The following is a 20,431-nucleotide window of genomic DNA, read 5'->3' on the forward strand; positions in this document are numbered from 1 at the left end:
AATACAACTGTCATATTTTACAAGGGAATAGGGAACAGGGAACAGGGAATAGGGAATAGGGAGTAGGGAGTAGGGAGTGGGAACAACGGATAGCTGATAGCTGATAACTTAATGGAAATTTAAAAATCTTGTCAAGCAACAGTAAAATTACGTAAGTATGCGTTAAACTTGATTTAAAATTCAGTAAAACAACGATGGCTTATTGAGTACGGTCTGAGGAAAATAATTAAAGATTTGAATAAATTATACTAACTCCATTGTGCAGAACAAGGGATTACTACAAAGGAATTGATATGGCAAAAAGTGAAACCTCTATCCAACCTGATGGTATGGAGTTATTACACTTATACCACCAAAATCCTTCAATTAAACTGCGTAATCAACTGGTAGAGCTTGTCCTAAGTTGACAATTTCATAGACAAAACTATACTTATATTGACAAAAATCAATATATTTTCCGGAAAAAATCAACTACTTGATATATAATACGGTGATATCAAGTATTGAATTGAGACTATTGCCGACGCGAAAACCAAGCAATGATGGTGGTAGTCTTTTTCAGAAACTTAATTGGAACACAATCGCGTTGGGCTACAGCGTGAAGGTCTACAGAGGGATAACCGCTCCCATGCTCCCGTTGAAGTAGAAAGTAAAGTCTAGCTTTGTCTAGGTTTTATATAGCAGATACATAAGGGTTTGGTGCGGAAGATGGCTTATAAGTTTGTCCATCAATGTCATGAACCTTATGAAGACTTAGAACAAATTGGTTATTTGGGGTTGATCCGGGCTATTGAGCGTTTTAACCCCAGTCAAGGATATGCTTTCAGTTCCTTTGCTGTACCTTATATTCGCGGTGAAATATTGCATTTTTTACGCGATCGCTCGACTTTAGTTAAAATACCCCGCCGTTGGCAAGAACTTTACTTGAGGGGGCAACTTCTTTGTAAAGAATTAACATTATCTTTGGGTCGTCCTGTCAAAGATACGGAAATTGCTGAAAATCTGCATATTTCTGTACAAGAATGGCAAGAATGTAAGTTGGCAAATCAAAACCGGATGCCTTTAAGTTTAGATGCTAATCTAACTAACAACGTAGATTATCAAATGACCTTGGGTGATATACTTCCCTGTCCCCATACTACTATGCTTCAGCAACAAGAGGAAGAAAGACTACAGCTACAAGGGGCGATGAGGATGTTAGATGATAAACCCCGAATGGCGGTAGAGTTAGTATTGGTTAAGGAACTAACTCGCAAGGATGCAGGTAAAAAAATTGGTGCTAGTCCGATGACTGTTACTCGCTATCTGCATCAAGGTATTCAACAATTAATTTGCTATTTGCAACCACAAGGTGAGACAGAGGTGATGAGTGCTTAGTTATTCTTTGTCTGAATCAGGATTTACAGGATTAGAGGATGAACAGGATTTTTTATTTTTATATTCTGTAAATCCTTAAATCCTCAACACCCTGATTCTCAATGGTGCATTATTTATAAATTAGAAATACTCAATTATTTGCATTTGCAATTTATTTACAAAAACAGATATCTTTGTAGGGGTTTAGCATTGCTCATTGGTGTCAATTTAAAATAAAAATCATCACCCGACTGGGAATGAATTCCCAGTGTAATAGTAAAAGTCATCTAAAGATGACTAAAGACACAAACAGCTAGTAGACGCGATTTATAATCGCCAAGGGATGTATGAATTTAGACTTTTCAAACAACCTCTTAAATATCTAACTCAATTTGGCTTGCTTTCACTTCTTTTTGTTTTTCCGCACTTTTTAAAACTTCATAAGCTAATGTCATAGTTAGTCTTTGTTTATTTTCAATAATATCTTGCACTGTGACAATTTGAATTTTATCACAACTATGAGGCATGAGTTTATTTTGATAAAAACCAGCAGATTTGGCAGTTTTTAACATATCTTTGGTAGGTTCTTCCAAAGTGATAAATATGGCAATTCTGGCATTTTCTAAGGTTATTGTTCCTAATAAATCGCGGATATCTCCTGGTTTTACTTTACCAGACTTCACTTGTAAGATGATTTTTTCTTGTTCTCCTTTATCACCGTAAAAATAAACAATTCCATCTACACCTTGATCTGAGCCTTTTTTGGTGTTAATTATTCCTCTGTTATTTGTATAGGTTAAAATTGCCCATTTTTCAAATTCTTTACGAGTGCGATCATCCTGTTTATTTGCTAATGCTCTTGCGCTTTCGATATCTTTGGGTATACCATGTAATTTAATGGTGTCTAAAACTCCTTTACCAAAGCTGTCTTCTAATCTTTTTAAAACTAAGCTAATACTTTGATAAGTGATGTCTATTCCTATCCATTGTCTGTCTAATTTTTGTGCAACTGCAACGGTTGTACCACATCCACAGTAAGCATCTAATATTATATCATTTTCGTTGGAACTGGCTTTTATTATTCTTTCTAATAATGCTTCTGGTTTTTGTGTGGGATATCCTAAACGTTCTTTTGCTCGAGAAGAAATAGGAGGAATATCATCAAAAACTTGTTGAACCAAATGACCTTTATTTTCATATAAATATCGTTTAATTCTAATACCATTTTTTGATGTAAAATGTAAGCGATTTTGTTGATCTAATTCTTGCATTTTTTGTAAAGGACAACGCCAATATCCACTAATTCCTTTATATTCATATTGATAACCACCACCAGCTAAACCCTTAGCAGATAAATCACCACTTGCCCATCTTCTTCCATCTGGATCTTGATAACAATAATCTTTTAAGCGTTCTTCTTTTAATTGAGTATAGGGAGGATTCCATGTATAATTATCAGTATTTTTAGTATATAAAAGTATAATATCATTATTCTTACCAAATTTTCTTTTTGCATCACTATGAGCAGTTGTTCTTTTCCAAACTATCTCATTTAAAAAATCTCCACCCTGAGAACAAAAAACAGCATCTAAAACCAATTTTAAATAATGACTAGCACTCGGATCGCAATGTAAATAAAAACTACCTGTAGGTTTTAAAACTCGATGAATTTCTGTGATCCTTAAAGTCATACTCACTAAATAAGCAAGTAAACTACCTGTTCCTAAAACATGACTTAAACCATTAATTAAAGCAATACATTGTTGAGTAAATAAACCATGATAATTACTGGTAATTTCACTCAATCCTTTAATAGCGTGATCATCCCATTCCCAAGTGTCAATAAATGCTTGCGCTTGGGCTTTATCTTCTGAACCAATGTTATTATAAATTTGATTATAATTCCGCTTAGAATTAAAAGGAGGATCAATATAACATAAGTCTACCGATTCATCTTTAATATACTTTCTTAAAACTTCTAAATTGTCTCCATAATAAAGTTGATTAACCATTGTTTTCCTCAACCTATTTTAATTGAATACACCTTGATTAATCATTTTTATAGATTGTTACTTTTTTGTCATCACAGAAAAACCCTGATATTACCTGATGTTTAATGAAGAATTGTTAAAAAAATCCCTGAAAATCCCTGATTTTCTGAAACCAATATAAGTTATAATACTTGAACAGCTTATGAAATGTCGTAGGGTGCGTCAGACTGCATCAATGCTGTAAATAAGCAGCTTCTTGATATCTGATATACCCTATAACTAAATATAAATAGTGATCGCATCTGGTAAAATTATTGAGGTATTTCTATGATCAAATAATGATACTAATTGATTTAATTATTGTTATAATCATCTCTGTCTGGGTTGTATGGAGAGCTAGAATAGGTTTTACTTATAGTTTTACTGGTGGTAAACTGGATGAATATATTAATAGATGGGAGATTTATGCACCACAATCTTATGAAAAGATTAGAAAAAGTGACGATGTTTTAACTATCGCTAAAAATACAGGTTTTTCTAAAAAGAAGATTCAAAGAATAAAAGAGCATATATTTTTTCAAAAACATCAATTAGATGATAGTATGAGAACATTCGATACAGATCCTGATATTGCTGATGCTTGGTTTAGATTACAGAAAGGAGATTATAAAAATGAGGATATAAAATTATTAGAACATGAATATTTTGAGTCTCGGTTTGAAGCAATATTTAAAACAGATTATCGTACTGCCCATAATGCTACAATTAAATCAGGCAGAACATGGAATCCTGAATAAATATAATAAATATGTTGTAAAAATTATAGCTATAGGAGGGTTTTATGGCTTTTTATGTAATGTTAGTTAAGGTTAATGAAGATGAGCAAGGTGTTACTTATAATTTCGGTACTGATCCTGAACATTTAGGGAAAGTTTATCTTGATAAACATGATGGAAAAATTCAAGAAATTGAAGCTATTAATATTGAAAATTATCAGCATATTTTCACAAGAGCAGTAATTAAATTACGTCAGCATTGGAAAGCAGGTAATTTTCCGGATCATACTTGTTGGGCTTCTTAGATGATAAGATCAATTTATAACATCTACTTTTTATGACTATTACAGAAATTCTACAATTTGTAGATAATTTAATTTTCACAGAAACAGATCAACATTTAGATGATCTGCAAAAAAGAATTATTGAAGAATTATTTAAGGGTAAAACTTATAAACAAATTGCTGATATTTATGAATATGATGAAGGTTATATTGGTGATGAAAGTAGAAAGTTATTTAAGTTTTTATCTGAAAATTTAGGTGAAAATATTAATAAGTCTAATTTTGCCTGGACTATAGAAAGAGTTGTAAATTCTAAAATATCTCAGTTTTCTAAAATTCTTAATTTCGAGAACAATAACATTAATTTATGTCGTCAAAATAATTATAAAAATTATGATAAATCTGCAAATAAATTATCATATCATGATTTAACTTTATCACCGAGAATTATTAGATTTTATGGAAGAGAACAAGAATTAGAATTTTTATCTAATTGTATATTTAATCAGAACTCTTGTTTAATTTCCATCTTAGGAACATCAGGAATAGGTAAAACCACCTTAGTAAAAAGATTCATAGATTTACACCTTGATAAATTTGAAATCATTATCTGGAAAACTTTAAAATATCCCAAATCTCTAAATTTACTGATTGATGATTTATTGCAAATCTGCAAACAAGAACCTAAAGAAACCTTAGATGATAAAATCAAACAATTACTCTATATTCTCACCAACAACAAATGTTTAATTATCCTTGATGATATCCAAAATCTCTTTATTCCTGGTGAACTTGCGGGAAAATATCGGACAGAATATCAAGATTATCAAACCTTATTCAAAATAATTACAGAAACCCAACATCAAAGTAATATTATCTTAATTAGTCAAGAACAATGTCCAGAAATGGAATCTTTAGATACAGAATTATCTCCTAGTAAATCTTTAGAAATCTCAGGTTTATATCATCCCGATATTCTCCAAAACACAGGATTAAAAAATCAGGATATTTGGTTAGATTTAATCAAATTATATGCAGGTAATTTAATGTTTTTAAAAACTACTACCGTCTTAATCTCCAAAAATTATGATGGTGAAGTAGCTGAATTTTTAGCAGAAAATACATTACATATTACCCAGCAAATGCAGTCTAATTTTCAAGAGATATATAACCGTTTATCACCTATAGAAAAACAAATAGTATTATATTTGAGTAGATTTGAAAACCCTATTTCTAGAGAAGAATTAAGACAAACGTTAATAGAAACCTTAAATTTATCCTCAGTTGATTTTAATAACGGTTTACAATCTTTACAACAACGGTATTTAGTGGTGAAAATTAAAGATGATAAGGTGATGTTTTCGTTATCTCCTGTTTTTGGGGAATATGTGAGAAATTTCTCATTTCCACAATAAAAATCAGGATTTATAAGATTAGAGAATAAACAGAATTTATTTTCAAATTAACATCCTGTAAATCCTTAAATCCTGGAAATCCTGATTCTGAATACTTAGGGTTTATATAGGACTCCTATTTGATTTTTGAACAGAACTCCGTACATACTTAAAGCCTTCTTTCTTGTTCCCTGTTCCCTGTTCTCTGCCTCCACGAAAAATTCATGAATCAAATCGGATCACTATATCAGCGATCGCCTTATCTGTCCCTTTTGGTGTAGTTAAATAGTTTAATATTTTTTTGTTGTATTGGCTTAATAAGTAATCATAGTATTTATCCCCAATTTCTTTAAGAAATCAGGGATATCAAATTTACAACTAACACCAAATACGACCACGACGGAAAGGTTTATCAGGTTCAGTTTGTTCGGCTTTTTGTCTAGCCATTTCCTGTGACCAAAAACCATAATCTTCCAAACCAGTAGATAACAACTTACGTTCAATTTCTGCTGGTGGTTGAGGTTCTGGTTGGCTGGAATTTGCGGGAGTTTTCTTTGGTCTACTCATAATTGTCACAACTCCTAAAACATACATCTACAAGAAGATTTAATTTGCTGATAACTGCGATTTTGAAAAGCAGCAGGATCATTATAGTTAGCACCATGTAATAAATCCATGCGAATATGAACTAAATCTTCAACTCTGCCATGAATCACATCAACAGACCGATGAGGATAAATAATATCCGGTCTTTTTACTGGTGGGGAAAGTTTGGGTAATCTCATAATCAATTTTTGATTGTAGGTTGGGTTGACGCAAGGAAACCCAACATTAAAAAACTCAACATTATCAAGACTTTGTTGGGTTGCGCTGTCGCTTAACCCAACCTACTACTGAGAGGATGTTTGAAAAGTATCAGAATTAATCGATATCCCCCCAACCCCTTAAAAAGGGGGGCTAAATTCCTCAAAGTCCCCCTTTTTAAGGGGGATTTAGGGGGATCTATGGGTGTCAGATTTCACAAAAAAAAGTTTTCAAACAACCTCTGAGATATTAATAAGGAGTAGACCAAGAACGCACTTCGCCCAAGGTAACAGGAATAATATCACTCACATCAATTGTAAACCGGAATAGCTTTTTAGCACGACGGCTATTTTCAGGGTCAAAGAACTTCAATTTTACATCCCAACAATCGCTATCTAAACGACAGAAAGGACTTTTCTCTACTGTAATACTATCCAATTCCATACCTGTAGCCACAGCTTCAGCAAAAGTAGAAGCCGCTTGGAAAGCATTGGTAGAAGCAAAATTCAACGCCCTATCTTGAGAAGTTGTCCCTAAATTGCGTAAATCATAATAAATACGGCTGAGGAAACTACGCAAAGTGCGGCGAATAGACTCTTCTTGGGCTTCTGTGGCTTGTGCTTGGATTGTCTGAATAGCAGCGTCAACCAAGGTGTTAACCTTCCAACCGTAAAGCCCCCACAACCTATGCGCGAGATGTGTGTTGCTGTTCAAGAAAAAGAATTGCTAGAAGGGACAATTCAAAAAATGAATTTATATTATCTTATCTAGATGTAGGTTAGTAGTTGTAGGTTGGGTTAAGCAACAGCACAACCCAACAAAATTAAATCACAAAATCACCAAAATGTTGGGTAACATACGTCAACCCAACCTACAAGATTTAAATAACATCCTGAAAATCCTTAAATCCTGGATATCCTGATTCAGATAATTTCATTTTCTGCAAAATTCGAGCAAATTTATGATATCTACTACTGCAATTTCTCCCATCTTAACTATTCCCCCCCTAGAAAACGGCGACAAATTAACCCGTCATGAATTTGAACGGCGTTATCATGCCATGCCGAATTTGAAAAAAGCCGAATTAATTGAAGGAGTAGTTTACGTGGCATCACCTGTTAGAGCAAAACAACATGGTAAACCCCATGCTCGCATTATGACTTGGTTAGGAACTTATGAAGCAGCTACACCAGGCGTGGAAGCACTGGATAATACTACCGTCCTTCTTGATACAGATAACGAACCACAACCGGATGCTTTATTAAGAATTGAAACAAACGGACAATCAAGAATTAATGAGGATGATTATGTAGAAGGTGCGCCAGAATTAATAGTAGAAATTGCCGCTTCTAGTGCTTCCTATGATTTACATGAAAAACTCAAAGTTTATCGTCGTAATCAAGTCCAAGAATATTTAATCTGGCGAGTTTATGACTATCAATTTGATTGGTTTAGGTTACAAAAAGGAGAGTATATTCAACTTCAACCCAATGCAGATAATATAATTTGTTCCCAAGTATTCCCTGGTTTATGGTTAGATAAAACAGCATTATTAGGAGGAGATTTAGGAAAAGTGTTAACCGTTGTCCAGCAGGGTTTAGCAAGTCCAGAACATGAGAATTTTATTAGTAGATTATCTAGTTAGTCTGATTGGTGACAATTATCTAGTTAGCAGAAGTTACCATCCAAACTAAAATTCCTAAAATGACATCAACAGGAGGAAGGGGATAATCTGTAAAATCAATTGTTACAGTTTGTTCTGTTAATTGTAGAAATCGCCAAACAGTACCATTAGTCACGCTACCATAAATTGTAGGAATAGATTGATTATTAATTTCATTAAATTTTTGAGCAGCAATCATTTCCGCAATACATTGGCCAATACCCGGATTTAAGTCTGATTTTTTAGCTTCCACAATCATAACTGCTGGTGCTTCAACTTCTAACTGTTCTGCTGAACGACTGAGAACAAAATCACAGACTCCATTCAATCCTAAAGCCGAATCTACAGTAAAATCCATACCAGAAAATAAACTAATTTTTCTTTGTAATATCTTACGGACTTCTAGTAAAACCGGACTAATAATTAACTCAGAACGTGCTTTTTCACTTCCCGTCGCTATAGCTAATGGTAAACTTTCTGCTAAAAAATCTTTCAAAGTCGCACTAGCAGCAATGGGCTTGATTTCTGGCAGAAACTTTTGATCTTCAATGGTGTTTATGCCAAAGGTTTGCTTAACTTTTCTAAGAGTAAAATCACTGTATGACATAATGTAAATATTAATGTATACAAAACAAAAATGGTCTGAAATTCAGGTAAAATCTACATGAAAGTCTTATGTAAAAATCAACCAACAGCAAAACCTGTATATTGTCTCACTAAAGGTTCATGAAATGCTAAAACAATATCTGATTTTGGCACTCCTAATTTAACTAACTCATCCGCTATACCAATCTCAGTTCCATCATGTTGTATCCAAATTTTATGATCTTTAATATCCAAATGCAAAACACAACCATACATCGGTCGGCGATTTTTCCAACCTGTATAAACAACCTGATAATGATCCCGTTCCTTGTCAAAAATCAGTTGCGTTTCTACCTCATGATCCGATGGACTTCCCTGAGCATATTCAGTTAATAAAGTTTGGATATATGTACGATATTGTTCTATTTTTTCCATGTTACAATCACCTCATGGTTTGGATCATAGACCACCAAGCTGAGTTGGAAATGCTCAATAGCGGTTTCTACAAATGGCAAGTTAAAAAATGTTTGATAAGCTCCCAGAGGAACTGCTAAATATAAAAAACGGTTAGGTTGCTGATCTTTCAAAGCCAGACGATAGTTAAGAAATTGACCCAAAGCGGTATGAAATTCCGAAATATTGGAAGAACTAATAAAGCTTTTAATCTCAACTGCAATCTTTTCCTCTCCTTTTTCAGCACCTATGATTTTTTCTGCTCCCAAGTCAATTTGCATATCAACCCTACCTGAGCGAATCCTTAAAGGATCATCTGTAATCACCCAACCCTCTTTTTCTAACCCTATCCTAACAGCATCATGAAAAATATCTTTAGCTGGCATTAACTTTATTATAAAAAAATAAAAAATTAGACTTTTCACCCCTAATTATTATAACACCAATTACAACAACACAATCAAAACCATGCCTAACCTGACAGACATCCCCGGAATTTCCCAAATTTGGACACGCACAAAAGGCGACCCCCGGATTAAAATTGCTATCCTTGATGGTGCAGCCGACTTAGAACGCAGTTGTTTTCAAGGGGCAAAATTTAGCCAATTTAAACCCTACTGGGCAGAAGATATTGAACTCAATGAAGAATATTATTATTATCTCAATTTATCTTTAGAATTTAACCAACAACAAAAAGACAAAAAAGACGACCCAGACCACGACAAAGAAGAAGCGAAAAAAGAACGAGAAGCATTTTTTGCCTCCTTTCCTCCTGCTATTAGACGACGGATAGAATTATCAAGTCATGCTACCCACATTTCTAGCACAATTTTAGGGCAACATGGCACACCTGCCCCTGGTATTGCTCCTTTATGTACAGCATTAAATATTCCCATTTCCTTCGCTGGTGATGATTTTATTTCCCCTATCAACCTTACTCATGCTATTAATACGGCTTTGCAATGGGGGGCAAATATCATCCATATTGCTGCTTGTCACCCCACCCAAACCGGAGTAGCACCAGATTTATTTGCCCGTGCTGTCAAACAATGCCAAGACAATAATATGTTAATTATTGCCCCTGGTGGTAATGATAAAGGGGAATGTTGGTGTATTCCTTCTATTCTTCCTGGTGTCATTACCGTTGGTGCAATGCGGGATGATGGCCAGCCGTTTAAATTTAGCAATTACGGTGGAGAATATCAAAATAAAGGTGTAATGGCCAATGGGGAAAATATCTTAGGCGCACAACCGGGAACAGAAGAACCTATCAAACAAAAAGGGACGAGTTGCGCTGCACCTATTGTTACAGGTATTTCTGCATTATTAATGAGTCTGCAATTACAACGAGGTGAACAACCCAACGCGGAAACGGTGCGTCAAGCGATTTTAAATAGTGCTATTCCCTGTAACCCGGAAGATGTGGAAGAACCAGAACGGTGTTTATTAGGTAAGTTAAATATTCCCGGTGCGTTTCAATTATTGACAGGAGAAAGGTTAGAACCTCACCCCCAAACCCTCTCCCACCAAGAGAAGGGGGTAAAAATCTCTTCTTCCCAGGTAGATTCCCCGGTAGAACCTGGGAATGCTACATCAGAGGCTCTGACCCTCACTATACCGTCAGGCAGAGCCTTGGAGAAGGCATTCTCAGCCGGAGACTGGGAAGGAAACTCTGGTGTAGCAGTTGCTACGGCTCCAAGAAATGAAATAACAGAAGGTGTTACCCCTAGTGCGGCTTCTAAACTTGTCTATGCTTTGGGTACTATTGGTTATGACTTTGGTGATGAAGCCAGAAGGGACTCTTTTAAACAATTAATGCCAGCAGTGAATATTGACGGTGCAATTATCCCTGCTAACCCTTATGATAGTCGGCAAATGGTTGATTATCTGTCAGCAAACCCCAGCGAAGCTAAACCTTTAATTTGGACTCTCAACCAAGAACTAACTCCCATTTATGCTTTAGAACCCGTTAGCGGTTTTGCTGCTGATATCTATGAAACTCTAATTGCCATGTTAGAGGGACAAATTCAACCAGAAGACAGTGATGATTTTGTGGAACGGGTGAGTATTCCCGCCAGGTTAACAGATAGAACTGTGGAGTTATTTTCCGGTCAAGTTGTACCTGTAATTACTCTAACTAATACTAGGGGAATGTATGGCTGGAAAGTCAACAGTTTGGTAGATGCAGCTTTGCAAACTGTGATTACGGAAGGCACAGCACCAGCCCAGGAAATGGCAATGCGGAAAGCTTTAAGTAGTTTCTTAAATCGAGTTTACTATGATTTACAAAATGTAGGAAAAACTGCTAAAGATCGGGCGCTGAATTTTTCTGTCACTAATGCTTTTCAAGCGGCTTCTAGTTTTAGCCAAGCTATTGCTACGGGTATGCAGCTTGATAGTATTGAAGTAGAAAAAAGTCCTTTCTGTCGGATTAATAGTGATTGTTGGGATGTGAAATTAAAGTTTTTTGACCCGGAAAATGGCCGCAGAGCTAAAAAAGTTTATCTGTTTACTATTGATGTTAGTGATAGGATTCCTGTAACTTTGGGTCAAGTTCGTTCTTGGTCTGTGCGGAAATAATCATGAATTTGAATCAGCATTAACAAGATTAGAGAATAAACAGAATTGATTTTTACCTTCACATCCTGTAAATCCTTAAATCCTGGAAATCCTGATTCAGACAATCTATCTAGATTTTATATCAGCGATCGCTCCTCTAGCCATAGATGCGATCGCCTTATCTGTCGCTTTCGGTAACTGGTAATATTTACCTCCCGCAGTTTTCGCTAACTCTTTGGCAAAACCTGTAGAAACAAACTTACTTTCCGTATCAATTACCAACAATTGCATCCCTGCGGCTCTAATTCTCGCTGCAATATCTAGCAATTCCGCTTTGATATCCGGTTTTTCCCCTGGTTCTTGGGGTTCACCTAAAGAACGTGATAACGGAATATTACCACGACCATCCGTAATTGCCACAATCACAACCTGACCAATATCTCCGCCCATTTGGGCATTGATTCCCACTCTCACGGCTTGGGTTAACCCATGTGCTAATGGTGAACCACCACCACAAGGTAATTTTTCTAACCTGTTTTTAGCTAACGCAATAGAACGGGTAGGAGGTAATAACACTTCCGCTTGTTCACCCCGGAAAGGAATCAAAGCAATTTGATCTCGGTTTTGATAGGATTCGGTTAAAAGTTGCATGACCGCACCTTTAGCCGATTGCATCCGGTTTAAAGCCATTGAACCAGAAGCATCAACCACAAATACAACTAAAGCGCCCGCTTTCCTAACTAACCGCTTTGTCCGCATATCACCCTGTTCAACAATTACCTTTTTATTCGGCTGTCTGGCGCGACGTGCTTTTTGATACGGTGCTGCGGCTCGCAATGTGGCATCTACGGCAATACGTTTTACCTTACCTTTGGGTAACATTGGCTTGATATAACGTCCCCGGTCTTCTGAGAAGATTAAACTACGACTTCCAGATTTACCTTGACGTTGGGACATCTGAGCAAAATATAATACATCAGAATCCAAAATTACGCCTTCAGGATCAAATACAAATTCTTCGGGAATATCTGGGGGTTCTTGTTGTTCCTGTTCTTCCTGTTGTTCTTCTTTGTCTTCCTGTTCTTCCTCTTCCTGTTGTTCTTCTGAGTCGTCTTGACTTTGTGGTGGTGGGGGTGGTGGAGGTGGTTGATCAGGGGGTGGGGTTTGCACTATGGTGGTTCTGGGAACGATCACCAACTCTACCGCACGTCGCAAGTCTTCAGCATTAACGGTATTACGTCCTTCTAAAGCTGCTGCTGCTTTGGCAACTCTGACTGCAAACAATTCGGCGCGATGTCCTTCTACTCCAGCACGGATACATTCGTTAACAAGGTATGTGATTTGTTCTAAAGAAATGGTGACTTCTTTTAACCATTCCCTTGCTAAAAGTATTTGGGTTTTGAGTGCGTCTATATCTTCGCTGTATTGGTTTAAAAATTCTTGGGGATAACGGGAATATGCGATCGCCTGTTCTACCGCTTCCACTCGTTGATCTAAACCCAGAACACCATCAGCAGAAAGGGCGATCGCAATTCTATCAAGTAAATGCTCTCTTAACGCACCTTCCTCCGGGTTGTAAGTTGCAATAAACAACGGTTTACAAGAATGTTGAAAACTGATCCCTTCCCGTTCTATCTGGTTACGTCCCTCAGATAATACCGCTAACAGTTGATTACTAATTTGATCATCTAATAAATTGATTTCATCCACATATAACACACCTCTGTTACAGGTGGCCAGTAACCCCGGTTGAAAAACTGTATCACCTTGTTTTACCGACTGTTCCACATCCACAGAACCTAATAGTCTATCTTCGGTGACACCCAAGGGTATTTGAACAAAGGGAACGGGTTTTACTTCTGTTTCTATTTCCTGTTTTTGTTCCGTTAACAGTTTATCATCCCATTCTTCCGGGTGGTTCGGGTCACAGTTGCTAATGGAATCTTTCACAACTTCTATAGGTGGTAACAAGGCGTGAATGGCACGCGCCATTACAGATTTAGCCGTACCTCGACGACCAGCAATTACCACACCCCCCAAACCGGGATCTACTGCTGTTAACAGTAATGCTAATTTAATCGCTTCTTGACCGACTACAGCAGTCAATGGAAAAGCTGTTGTTGTTGGGGTTATCGTAGGCGCTGGCATTTTGTTTTTATTGGTTATTATATTTTTTAGGATAGCATTTTTATGTCTCACGCAAAGTCGCAAAGTCGCAAAGGGAAGAAGGTAAGAGTTTTTTTGTTTTTAATAATGAACCGCAGAGGTCGCAGAGAGAATATTTTTTTATTATAATGTTTTGTATGAATCTATCCCACTAATAATATTTTGTTGATCCCAATGTGAATGGTGGCAAGGTCTATGAATTAAACTACCCACAAATATCCCCTAAATTAGATAAAATCAATAAACTGACGTAAACCCCGACTAACCAAAATGACAACCATCACAAAAATTAAACTCCCCGAACTCTTAGCACCTGCGGGTAACTGGGAATGTGCAAAAGCAGCAGTTGAAAATGGTGCAGATGCAATTTATTTTGGTTTAGAGAAATTTAATGCCAGAATGAGAGCAGATAATTTTACCATTGCAGATTTACCGGAATTAATGGAATTTCTACACCTACGGGGAGTCAAAGGTTATATTACCTTAAACACCCTAATTTTCCCCTCAGAACTGACGGAAGCGGAGCAATACCTCAAAAACATCATTTCTGCCGGTGTTGATGCTCTCATCGTCCAAGATGTGGGTATTTGTCGTCTCATTCGTCATCTTTCCCCAGACTTTCCCATTCACGCATCAACCCAAATGACTATTACCAGTGCTGCGGGGGTAGAATTTGCTAAATCTTTGGGATGTCAATTAGTAGTTTTAGCGCGAGAATGTTCAATTAAAGAAATCAATAAAATTCAACAACAAATATCGGAAAAAAATATTATTTTACCCTTAGAAATATTCGTTCATGGTGCTTTGTGTGTTGCATATTCTGGACAATGTTTAACCAGCGAAGCATTAGGAGGACGTTCCGCAAATAGAGGTGAATGCGCTCAAGCTTGTAGAATGCCATATCATTTAATTGCAGATGGAAAATTTGTAGATTTAGGTAATAGAAAATATTTACTCAGTCCTCAAGATTTGTCAGGTTTAAAAGTATTACCAGAATTAGTAAAATCTGGGGTGACATCTTTAAAAATAGAAGGAAGATTAAAAACACCAGAATATGTTGCTAATGTGACTCAAGTTTATAGAAAAGCATTAGATAGAATAGCGGAAAGACCTAACCCCCTAACCTTCTTCCCTTCAAGGGAAGGGGGAACAGGAGGTCAAGACCAATATAATTTAGAAATGGCATTTTCTCGCGGACTTTATACGGGATGGTTTGAGGGAATAAATAATCAAGAATTAGTTCACGCAAACTTCGGTAAAAAACGCGGTGTTTATTTGGGAGAAGTTACCCGCATTAAAAATGAACAAATAACCATAAAAATTGCCGCACCTGTGAAACCTGGTGACGGGGTAGTGTTTGATAATGGACACCCAGAAGCAAAAGAAGAAGGGGGAAGAATATATGAAGTTATATCCAAAGGTAAAGAAGTAATTTTAACTTTTGGGAGAAATAACTTAAACCCTTATAAAATCAAGATAGGTGATAAAGTTTGGAAAACCAGTGACCCAGAATTAGATAAAAAAATTCGTCAAAGTTATGAAGGTGAATATCCCCAATTTACTAGACCTATTAATATAGATGTCTATGGGGAAGTGGGAGATAAGTTAATAGCTATTTCTCAAGATGAAATGGGTAATATTGTCAAAGTTGAATCAGAAATATTATTACAGTCAGCACATACTAAACCCTTAACATCAGAAAAATTAACAGAACAATTTGGACGTTTAGGAAATACACCTTTTCATTTAGCAAGTTTGCAAAATCAAATCATTGGTAATGCAATGTTACCCGTGAGTGAGTTAAATAAAATGCGTCGGGAAATAGTAGCAAAATTAGAGGAGTTAAGAAGTAAACCTAAACTTTGGCAATTAAATTATAGTGCAAAATGGCAAGATTTAATCAATGAAAGTTCAGGTATAATTAAGAGAGTAATTAACCACGAAGGACACAAAGGACAAGAAGGTAAGAAGGTTGAAGAGAGTCCTTATGTTTCTTTGATAATTTTAGTGAGAAATATTCAACAACTCAAAGCAGCATTAACCGCAGATATTAAAACAATATACTGTGAATTTGAAGACCCGCGCAATTATAAAGAAGCGGTAAAAATATCCAGGGAATCTCCAAAAGCAACAAGTATTTTTGTAGCACCTCCCCGCATTACTAAACCGGGAGAAAGTTGGATTTTAAAACAGGTGAAAGACTCCCAAGCTGATGGTTATTTGATTAGAAATTACGACCATTTAGAATATTTTGCAGGTGAAAGATGTATTGGGGATTTTTCTTTAAATGTTGCTAACCCTCTCACCGCAGATTATTTTATTAAGCGGTTTGGTTTAGAAAGGTTAACTGCATCCTACGACTTAAATATTAACCAAATTGTAGATTTAATTACCAGTTATGCACCGCAATTTTTGGAGGTGACAATACATCAACATATTCCTATGTTTCACATGGAACATTGCGTTTTTTGTGCTTTTCTTTCTGAAGGAACAGACTACACTAACTGCGGTAGACCATGCGAAAAACAGGAAGTTAAAATTAGAGACAGGGTAGGTAGTGAACACATCCTTAAAGCAGACGCAGGATGTAGAAATACAGTATACAATGGTGCTGCTCAAACTGGGGCAGAATATGTACAAAAATTAATAGGTTTGGGTTTGCAACATTTGAGAATTGAATTTCTCAACGAAACACCAACACAAGTACAGGAAACCATACATTATTATCAACAACTTATCCAAGGAGAAATCACAGGTTCAGAACTGTGGAAAACATTAAAGTTACAAAATCAACTTTTACAAAATCAATTAGGTGTGACTCGTGGTGCTTTAGGTTTGATGTAAAGCTGTTATACAGCTAAATTTTATCATCCTCACATTGTTACAGCAGTTTTCATGTCTTTAGACCACAGTAAGGACGAAGCATTCGGATGATAGTCTTAGGTAAAAACCGATAATTAATTGTCCGAATGCTTCGCCCCTACATTGTTGACGCGAAACCTAAATCAAAATGTGGTTTATTTACCTGAAAATAGCTGTAAGTCTTGTGGTGCGGGCATCTTGCCCGCTAAACTAACCCCCAAAGGATTCAGGAGTAAAACCTTATTGTAGTGAGAGTTTTATTATCAATATATGTCCTAACTACTTGTCTACAGCTATACATATTGTTTACATATTTTATGCAGTATGACGCACCTGAAAATACTTGTATTTCTGTCAAATCTACCCAAGTTGCGATAAGTAGTATTACAATACTGATAAACCTTATTTACTACTTACCATGTCAAATTTAGCGCCCCAGTGTCAGCAACTGCAAACACAAGTTGAGACGATTCTGCAACTAATACATCAAGAACCTGCTTTGCGTTCTCAAGATATTACATCTGTGCAGATATCTTTAGATAAAGCTATTTCTCCCCGGTTTGAAATTGTGTTTGCAGGTGCTTTTAGTGCTGGAAAATCAATGTTAATTAATGCACTTTTGGAAAGAGAATTATTATATAGTGCAGAAGGACACGCAACAGGGACAGAATGTAAAATTGAGTATGCACCAGCAAATGAAGAAAGGGTAGTTTTAACATTTTTAAGTGAAGCAGAAATCAGAGAACAAGCGATTTTTTTATGTCAACAATTGGGATTCAATACTGTTGAAAATATCAACAAACAAGATGTAATTGATTTATTGCATCAAGGATGTGATGTGATTATTCAACAAGAAGGAGGAGAAAGTAAATCAGAACGTGCAAAACTTGCTAAAGCCTTAACTTTATTATTAGATGGATATGTAGCAAATCGGGAGAGAATTAATACTTTGAATAATGCTACTTATTCAATGGAACAATTTAACTTTTGTAACCTCAAAGAAGCTGCGGGATATGCAAGACGAGGTAGTAATAGCGCGGTTTTAAAACGGATTGAATATTATTGTCATCATCCCCTTTTAGAAGATGGTAATATTATTATTGACACACCAGGAATTGATGCACCAGTAGCGAAAGATGCACAATTAACTTATGCAAAAATTCAACATCCAGATACATCCGCGGTAGTTTGTGTTCTCAAACCTGCATCCGCAGGAGATATGACAAAAGAAGAAACAGAACTTTTGGAAACTATGCGGAGAAATGCAGGTATTAGAGACAGGGTTTTTTATATTTTCAACCGCATTGATGAAACTTGGTACAATAACCAACTGCGACAAAGATTAGAAGATTTAATTAATGGACAATTTCGGGAAAGTCAAAGAGTTTATAAAACCAGTGGTTTGTTAGGTTTTTATGGAAGTCTTTTAAAACAAACCAGTCAGTTAGATAGATTTGGGTTAGATTCGATTTTTGCAGAAAGTGTCAAAGGTTTAGACGGGAAAGAAGAAACACCACAATTTGTTTATGCTTTCAATAATTATTGTGTGATTGCTGGTAAACTTTCTCCTAGTCAATTTCGCATTTATCTTAACGGTTTTGAAACTCCTAATCAAAACTATGTGAGAATTTTAAATGAACAGGGAACACCGTTAATTAAACAACTGATTCAAGATAGTGGAATTGAGGAATTTAGAAATGCAATTACCCGGTATCTGACAGAAGAAAAACGTCCTCAGTTATTTAAAAACCTTGCGGATGATTTAGGAGATATTTGTATTAAACTCAAGAAACACTATCAAAATATCCAACGAGATTTAGATAGTCAACCGCGAGAAATTGAAAGCATGAAAGAATATGAGTTGCAAAAATTAAATCAGCAACTCCAGCAAGTTGGTAGAGATTTCAATCAACATATTAATGAAGAAGTCAACAAAATCATCAATAATCATTGTGAGGAATTTGAAAATGATTTTCGGCAATTACAATCAAAAATGATTCGTCGTTTAGATGAATTATTAGATACCTTTTCCGTCGCTGATGCTTATCGTCGTGCAACTTTGAGTCATCCCCGCAATGCAACCGCACCTTTATTAGCGATTTTGGTGGAAGCTTTTTATTATTTATCAAATCAGTTGGAGGATATTTTAACTGAGTCTTGTGAACAGGTGATTGCTAATTTATTCCAACTGTTAATGGATAAGATTAGAAAATCAGAATATTACCGTCAATTGTATCGTTTGTTGGGTAATGATGGGGGAATTGAATTACAAGTTAAAGAGGTAGAAAAGTTAATTACTCAAGCTTTGGTAACTGCTGCAAGGGTAGAATGTGATAGATTTGTACGCGAAAGTTCCAGATTTTATAATGAAGGGACATTTTCGATTTATCAATTTAGACAAGTATTAGAACAAACTTCACAAGGTTATGATGCAGAAAGTGTGATAGAAGCTGAACCTGCAATTAGACAATTGTTGAAGTTAGATTTTGAACCGAAAGTTTCTTACACTATTCGTCAATCTTTCCGTCAAACTATCAACCAAACTATTAAGACTCAGTTGTTACCAATGGGGGAAAAACAAGCAGATGAGATTTTACAACTTTATCCCCAAGCGCGTGGTTATTTGGAGAAGACTTTGCAACAGGAAGCTGAGGAAAAGATTGCTAATAATCAACGTTTGTTGAATCAGGTTGAGGATAAAATTCAGGAGTATAATTCTGCGGTTTTGGGGATTAATAATTGTCTACAATCTATGCAGTTATATGAACATCTTTTACCTGTGATTGGTGGGGAAGAGGTGTAGTTGTAGTATAATATTGGGGTGAATGCAGGTTTTTTCTGTGTTCACCACAATTTATATTTTTTTCACGCAGAGACGCAGAGACGCAGAGAGGATGAAAAGAGATGGAAGATAATTTTCAATTGTTTGATTGTGAAGATGGTGATATTGTGATTGATTTTGATGGACATATATTAAAAGTCAGTCAATTGGATCAAGCAATATCAAAAGTGATTTTAGATAATGATGGATTAAAGCAATTAAATGAGAAGTTAGATAAGATAAATAGTCGTACTTTACCATCTACGAAAAATAAAAAAGATTGGATAGAGCAAGGTGTTGATTGTAAAGTTTTAAAACCTGGGAAAAATTGGGAGTCTGGAAAGTTTAGAGTCAAATTTACCCTAGAATTTTGTCCTGATGAACCAGAAATTAAAGAAACCAAAGAACCAGAATCACCACTTGATGGTATACTTCGTCAAATAAATGATCTATCATCATAAATAAATTAGTCCACTTCGGTGGACTTTGTTTGTGTAGACGCGATTTCTAATCGCTGGGTTGAGATTTTGTTTAATTGTCTGAATCAGCAGATCCAGGATTTGAGGATTTTCAGGATGTTATAAAAAGAGGTATAATTGTTTGTGGTGAATGTGGGTTTTTCTGTGTTCACCATAGATATTTTTTGTCTGAATCCTGATTCAGACAAAAAAATCAACAAATACCCAAATTTAAACATCCAACCCCATCCTGTAAATC

Annotated in this window: 15 protein-coding genes and 2 pseudogenes; 9 read left to right on the forward strand and 8 right to left on the reverse strand. The window is 35.8% G+C overall.

The features are described from left to right. Positions 1-681 precede the first annotated feature (681 nt). Positions 682-1,377 (forward strand): annotated as a pseudogene (locus K2F26_RS05375) (sigma-70 family RNA polymerase sigma factor); the annotation flags it as partial. A 353-nt stretch (positions 1,378-1,730) separates the two neighbouring features. Here the strand turns inward: K2F26_RS05375 and K2F26_RS05380 are convergent. Further along, positions 1,731-3,368, reverse strand: coding sequence for a DNA methyltransferase (locus K2F26_RS05380; RefSeq protein WP_220610639.1), 1,638 nt, complete (start codon positions 3,366-3,368; stop codon positions 1,731-1,733). A 317-nt stretch (positions 3,369-3,685) separates the two neighbouring features. Between K2F26_RS05380 and K2F26_RS05385 the strand changes: the two genes are divergently transcribed. The 3 genes from K2F26_RS05385 to K2F26_RS05395 are packed head-to-tail and all read left to right on the forward strand — an operon-like array spanning position 3,686 to position 5,822. Beyond that, complete coding sequence (locus K2F26_RS05385; protein WP_246605528.1) at positions 3,686-4,144, forward strand: hypothetical protein; 459 nt, start codon at positions 3,686-3,688, stop codon at positions 4,142-4,144. Positions 4,145-4,188: 44 nt separating this feature from the next. Then, the gene (locus K2F26_RS05390; protein ID WP_194053107.1) at positions 4,189-4,428 is read left to right on the forward strand and encodes a hypothetical protein; all 240 of its coding nucleotides are present in this window, start codon (positions 4,189-4,191) and stop codon (positions 4,426-4,428) included. 32 nt (positions 4,429-4,460) lie between these two features. After that, positions 4,461-5,822: a helix-turn-helix domain-containing protein gene (locus tag K2F26_RS05395; RefSeq protein ID WP_220610640.1), complete on the forward strand. Its 1,362-nt coding sequence runs from the start codon at positions 4,461-4,463 to the stop codon at positions 5,820-5,822. A 357-nt stretch (positions 5,823-6,179) separates the two neighbouring features. Here the strand turns inward: K2F26_RS05395 and K2F26_RS05400 are convergent, their stop codons facing one another. The 3 genes and pseudogenes from K2F26_RS05400 to K2F26_RS05410 form a co-directional block, all read right to left on the reverse strand. Further along, complete coding sequence (locus tag K2F26_RS05400) at positions 6,180-6,368, reverse strand: cyanobactin biosynthesis PatC/TenC/TruC family protein (protein WP_246605529.1); 189 nt, start codon at positions 6,366-6,368, stop codon at positions 6,180-6,182. Positions 6,369-6,382: 14 nt separating this feature from the next. After that, on the reverse strand, positions 6,383-6,586 hold the full coding sequence (locus K2F26_RS05405) for a cyanobactin biosynthesis system PatB/AcyB/McaB family protein (protein WP_006198021.1): 204 nt from the start codon (positions 6,584-6,586) through the stop codon (positions 6,383-6,385). A 268-nt stretch (positions 6,587-6,854) separates the two neighbouring features. Next, a pseudogene (locus tag K2F26_RS05410) lies at positions 6,855-7,283 on the reverse strand (cyanobactin maturation protease PatG family protein); the annotation flags it as partial. A gap of 283 nt (positions 7,284-7,566) precedes the next feature. Here K2F26_RS05410 and K2F26_RS05415 point away from each other — a divergent pair. Beyond that, on the forward strand, positions 7,567-8,250 hold the full coding sequence (locus K2F26_RS05415; RefSeq protein ID WP_220610642.1) for a Uma2 family endonuclease: 684 nt from the start codon (positions 7,567-7,569) through the stop codon (positions 8,248-8,250). A 19-nt stretch (positions 8,251-8,269) separates the two neighbouring features. Here K2F26_RS05415 and K2F26_RS05420 read toward each other — a convergent pair whose 3' ends face one another. The 3 genes from K2F26_RS05420 to K2F26_RS05430 form a co-directional block, all read right to left on the reverse strand. Then, positions 8,270-8,875 carry a hypothetical protein gene (locus tag K2F26_RS05420; RefSeq protein WP_220610643.1) on the reverse strand — a complete coding sequence of 202 codons (606 nt, stop codon included), beginning with the start codon at positions 8,873-8,875 and terminating at the stop codon, positions 8,270-8,272. Between the two features lie 77 nt (positions 8,876-8,952). Further along, a complete protein-coding gene (locus K2F26_RS05425) occupies positions 8,953-9,288 on the reverse strand; it encodes a XisI protein (RefSeq protein WP_220610644.1) in 336 nt (111 codons plus the stop codon). Then, the gene (locus K2F26_RS05430; protein ID WP_028083546.1) at positions 9,276-9,692 is read right to left on the reverse strand and encodes a XisH family protein; all 417 of its coding nucleotides are present in this window, start codon (positions 9,690-9,692) and stop codon (positions 9,276-9,278) included. The genes K2F26_RS05425 and K2F26_RS05430 overlap by 13 nt, the downstream gene beginning before the upstream one ends. 82 nt (positions 9,693-9,774) lie before the next feature. Between K2F26_RS05430 and K2F26_RS05435 the strand changes: the two genes are divergently transcribed. Continuing rightward, positions 9,775-11,886 (forward strand): S8 family peptidase, encoded by a 2,112-nt coding sequence (locus tag K2F26_RS05435; RefSeq protein ID WP_220610645.1) that lies wholly within the window; start codon positions 9,775-9,777, stop codon positions 11,884-11,886. Between the two features lie 105 nt (positions 11,887-11,991). Here the strand turns inward: K2F26_RS05435 and bchD are convergent, their stop codons facing one another. Continuing rightward, on the reverse strand, positions 11,992-14,013 hold the full coding sequence (gene bchD, locus K2F26_RS05440) for a magnesium chelatase ATPase subunit D (RefSeq protein ID WP_220610646.1): 2,022 nt from the start codon (positions 14,011-14,013) through the stop codon (positions 11,992-11,994). Positions 14,014-14,301: 288 nt separating this feature from the next. On the opposite strand from bchD, the gene K2F26_RS05445 reads away from it, so the two are divergent. From K2F26_RS05445 to K2F26_RS05455, 3 genes are all read left to right on the forward strand, one after another. After that, positions 14,302-16,875: a U32 family peptidase gene (locus K2F26_RS05445; RefSeq protein ID WP_220610647.1), complete on the forward strand. Its 2,574-nt coding sequence runs from the start codon at positions 14,302-14,304 to the stop codon at positions 16,873-16,875. Between the two features lie 436 nt (positions 16,876-17,311). Then, entirely contained in the window at positions 17,312-19,696 is a 2,385-nt protein-coding gene (locus tag K2F26_RS05450; RefSeq protein ID WP_220610648.1) for a dynamin family protein, read from the forward strand. Between the two features lie 101 nt (positions 19,697-19,797). Further along, positions 19,798-20,175 carry a KGK domain-containing protein gene (locus tag K2F26_RS05455; protein ID WP_220610649.1) on the forward strand — a complete coding sequence of 126 codons (378 nt, stop codon included), beginning with the start codon at positions 19,798-19,800 and terminating at the stop codon, positions 20,173-20,175. Positions 20,176-20,431 lie beyond the last annotated feature (256 nt).

The sequence above is a fragment of the Sphaerospermopsis torques-reginae ITEP-024 genome, from assembly GCF_019598945.1.
Lineage (GTDB): Bacteria > Cyanobacteriota > Cyanobacteriia > Cyanobacteriales > Nostocaceae > Sphaerospermopsis.

Coding starts and splice junctions, on each gene's coding strand:
- K2F26_RS05380 (WP_220610639.1), bottom strand. CDS start 3,368: ATGGTTAATCAACTTTATTATGGAGACAATTTAGAAGTTTTAAGAAAG.
- K2F26_RS05385 (WP_246605528.1), top strand. CDS start 3,686: ATGATACTAATTGATTTAATTATTGTTATAATCATCTCTGTCTGGGTT.
- K2F26_RS05390 (WP_194053107.1), top strand. CDS start 4,189: ATGGCTTTTTATGTAATGTTAGTTAAGGTTAATGAAGATGAGCAAGGT.
- K2F26_RS05395 (WP_220610640.1), top strand. CDS start 4,461: ATGACTATTACAGAAATTCTACAATTTGTAGATAATTTAATTTTCACA.
- K2F26_RS05400 (WP_246605529.1), bottom strand. CDS start 6,368: ATGAGTAGACCAAAGAAAACTCCCGCAAATTCCAGCCAACCAGAACCT.
- K2F26_RS05405 (WP_006198021.1), bottom strand. CDS start 6,586: ATGAGATTACCCAAACTTTCCCCACCAGTAAAAAGACCGGATATTATT.
- K2F26_RS05415 (WP_220610642.1), top strand. CDS start 7,567: ATGATATCTACTACTGCAATTTCTCCCATCTTAACTATTCCCCCCCTA.
- K2F26_RS05420 (WP_220610643.1), bottom strand. CDS start 8,875: ATGTCATACAGTGATTTTACTCTTAGAAAAGTTAAGCAAACCTTTGGC.
- K2F26_RS05425 (WP_220610644.1), bottom strand. CDS start 9,288: ATGGAAAAAATAGAACAATATCGTACATATATCCAAACTTTATTAACT.
- K2F26_RS05430 (WP_028083546.1), bottom strand. CDS start 9,692: ATGCCAGCTAAAGATATTTTTCATGATGCTGTTAGGATAGGGTTAGAA.
- K2F26_RS05435 (WP_220610645.1), top strand. CDS start 9,775: ATGCCTAACCTGACAGACATCCCCGGAATTTCCCAAATTTGGACACGC.
- bchD (WP_220610646.1), bottom strand. CDS start 14,013: ATGCCAGCGCCTACGATAACCCCAACAACAACAGCTTTTCCATTGACT.
- K2F26_RS05445 (WP_220610647.1), top strand. CDS start 14,302: ATGACAACCATCACAAAAATTAAACTCCCCGAACTCTTAGCACCTGCG.
- K2F26_RS05450 (WP_220610648.1), top strand. CDS start 17,312: ATGTCAAATTTAGCGCCCCAGTGTCAGCAACTGCAAACACAAGTTGAG.
- K2F26_RS05455 (WP_220610649.1), top strand. CDS start 19,798: ATGGAAGATAATTTTCAATTGTTTGATTGTGAAGATGGTGATATTGTG.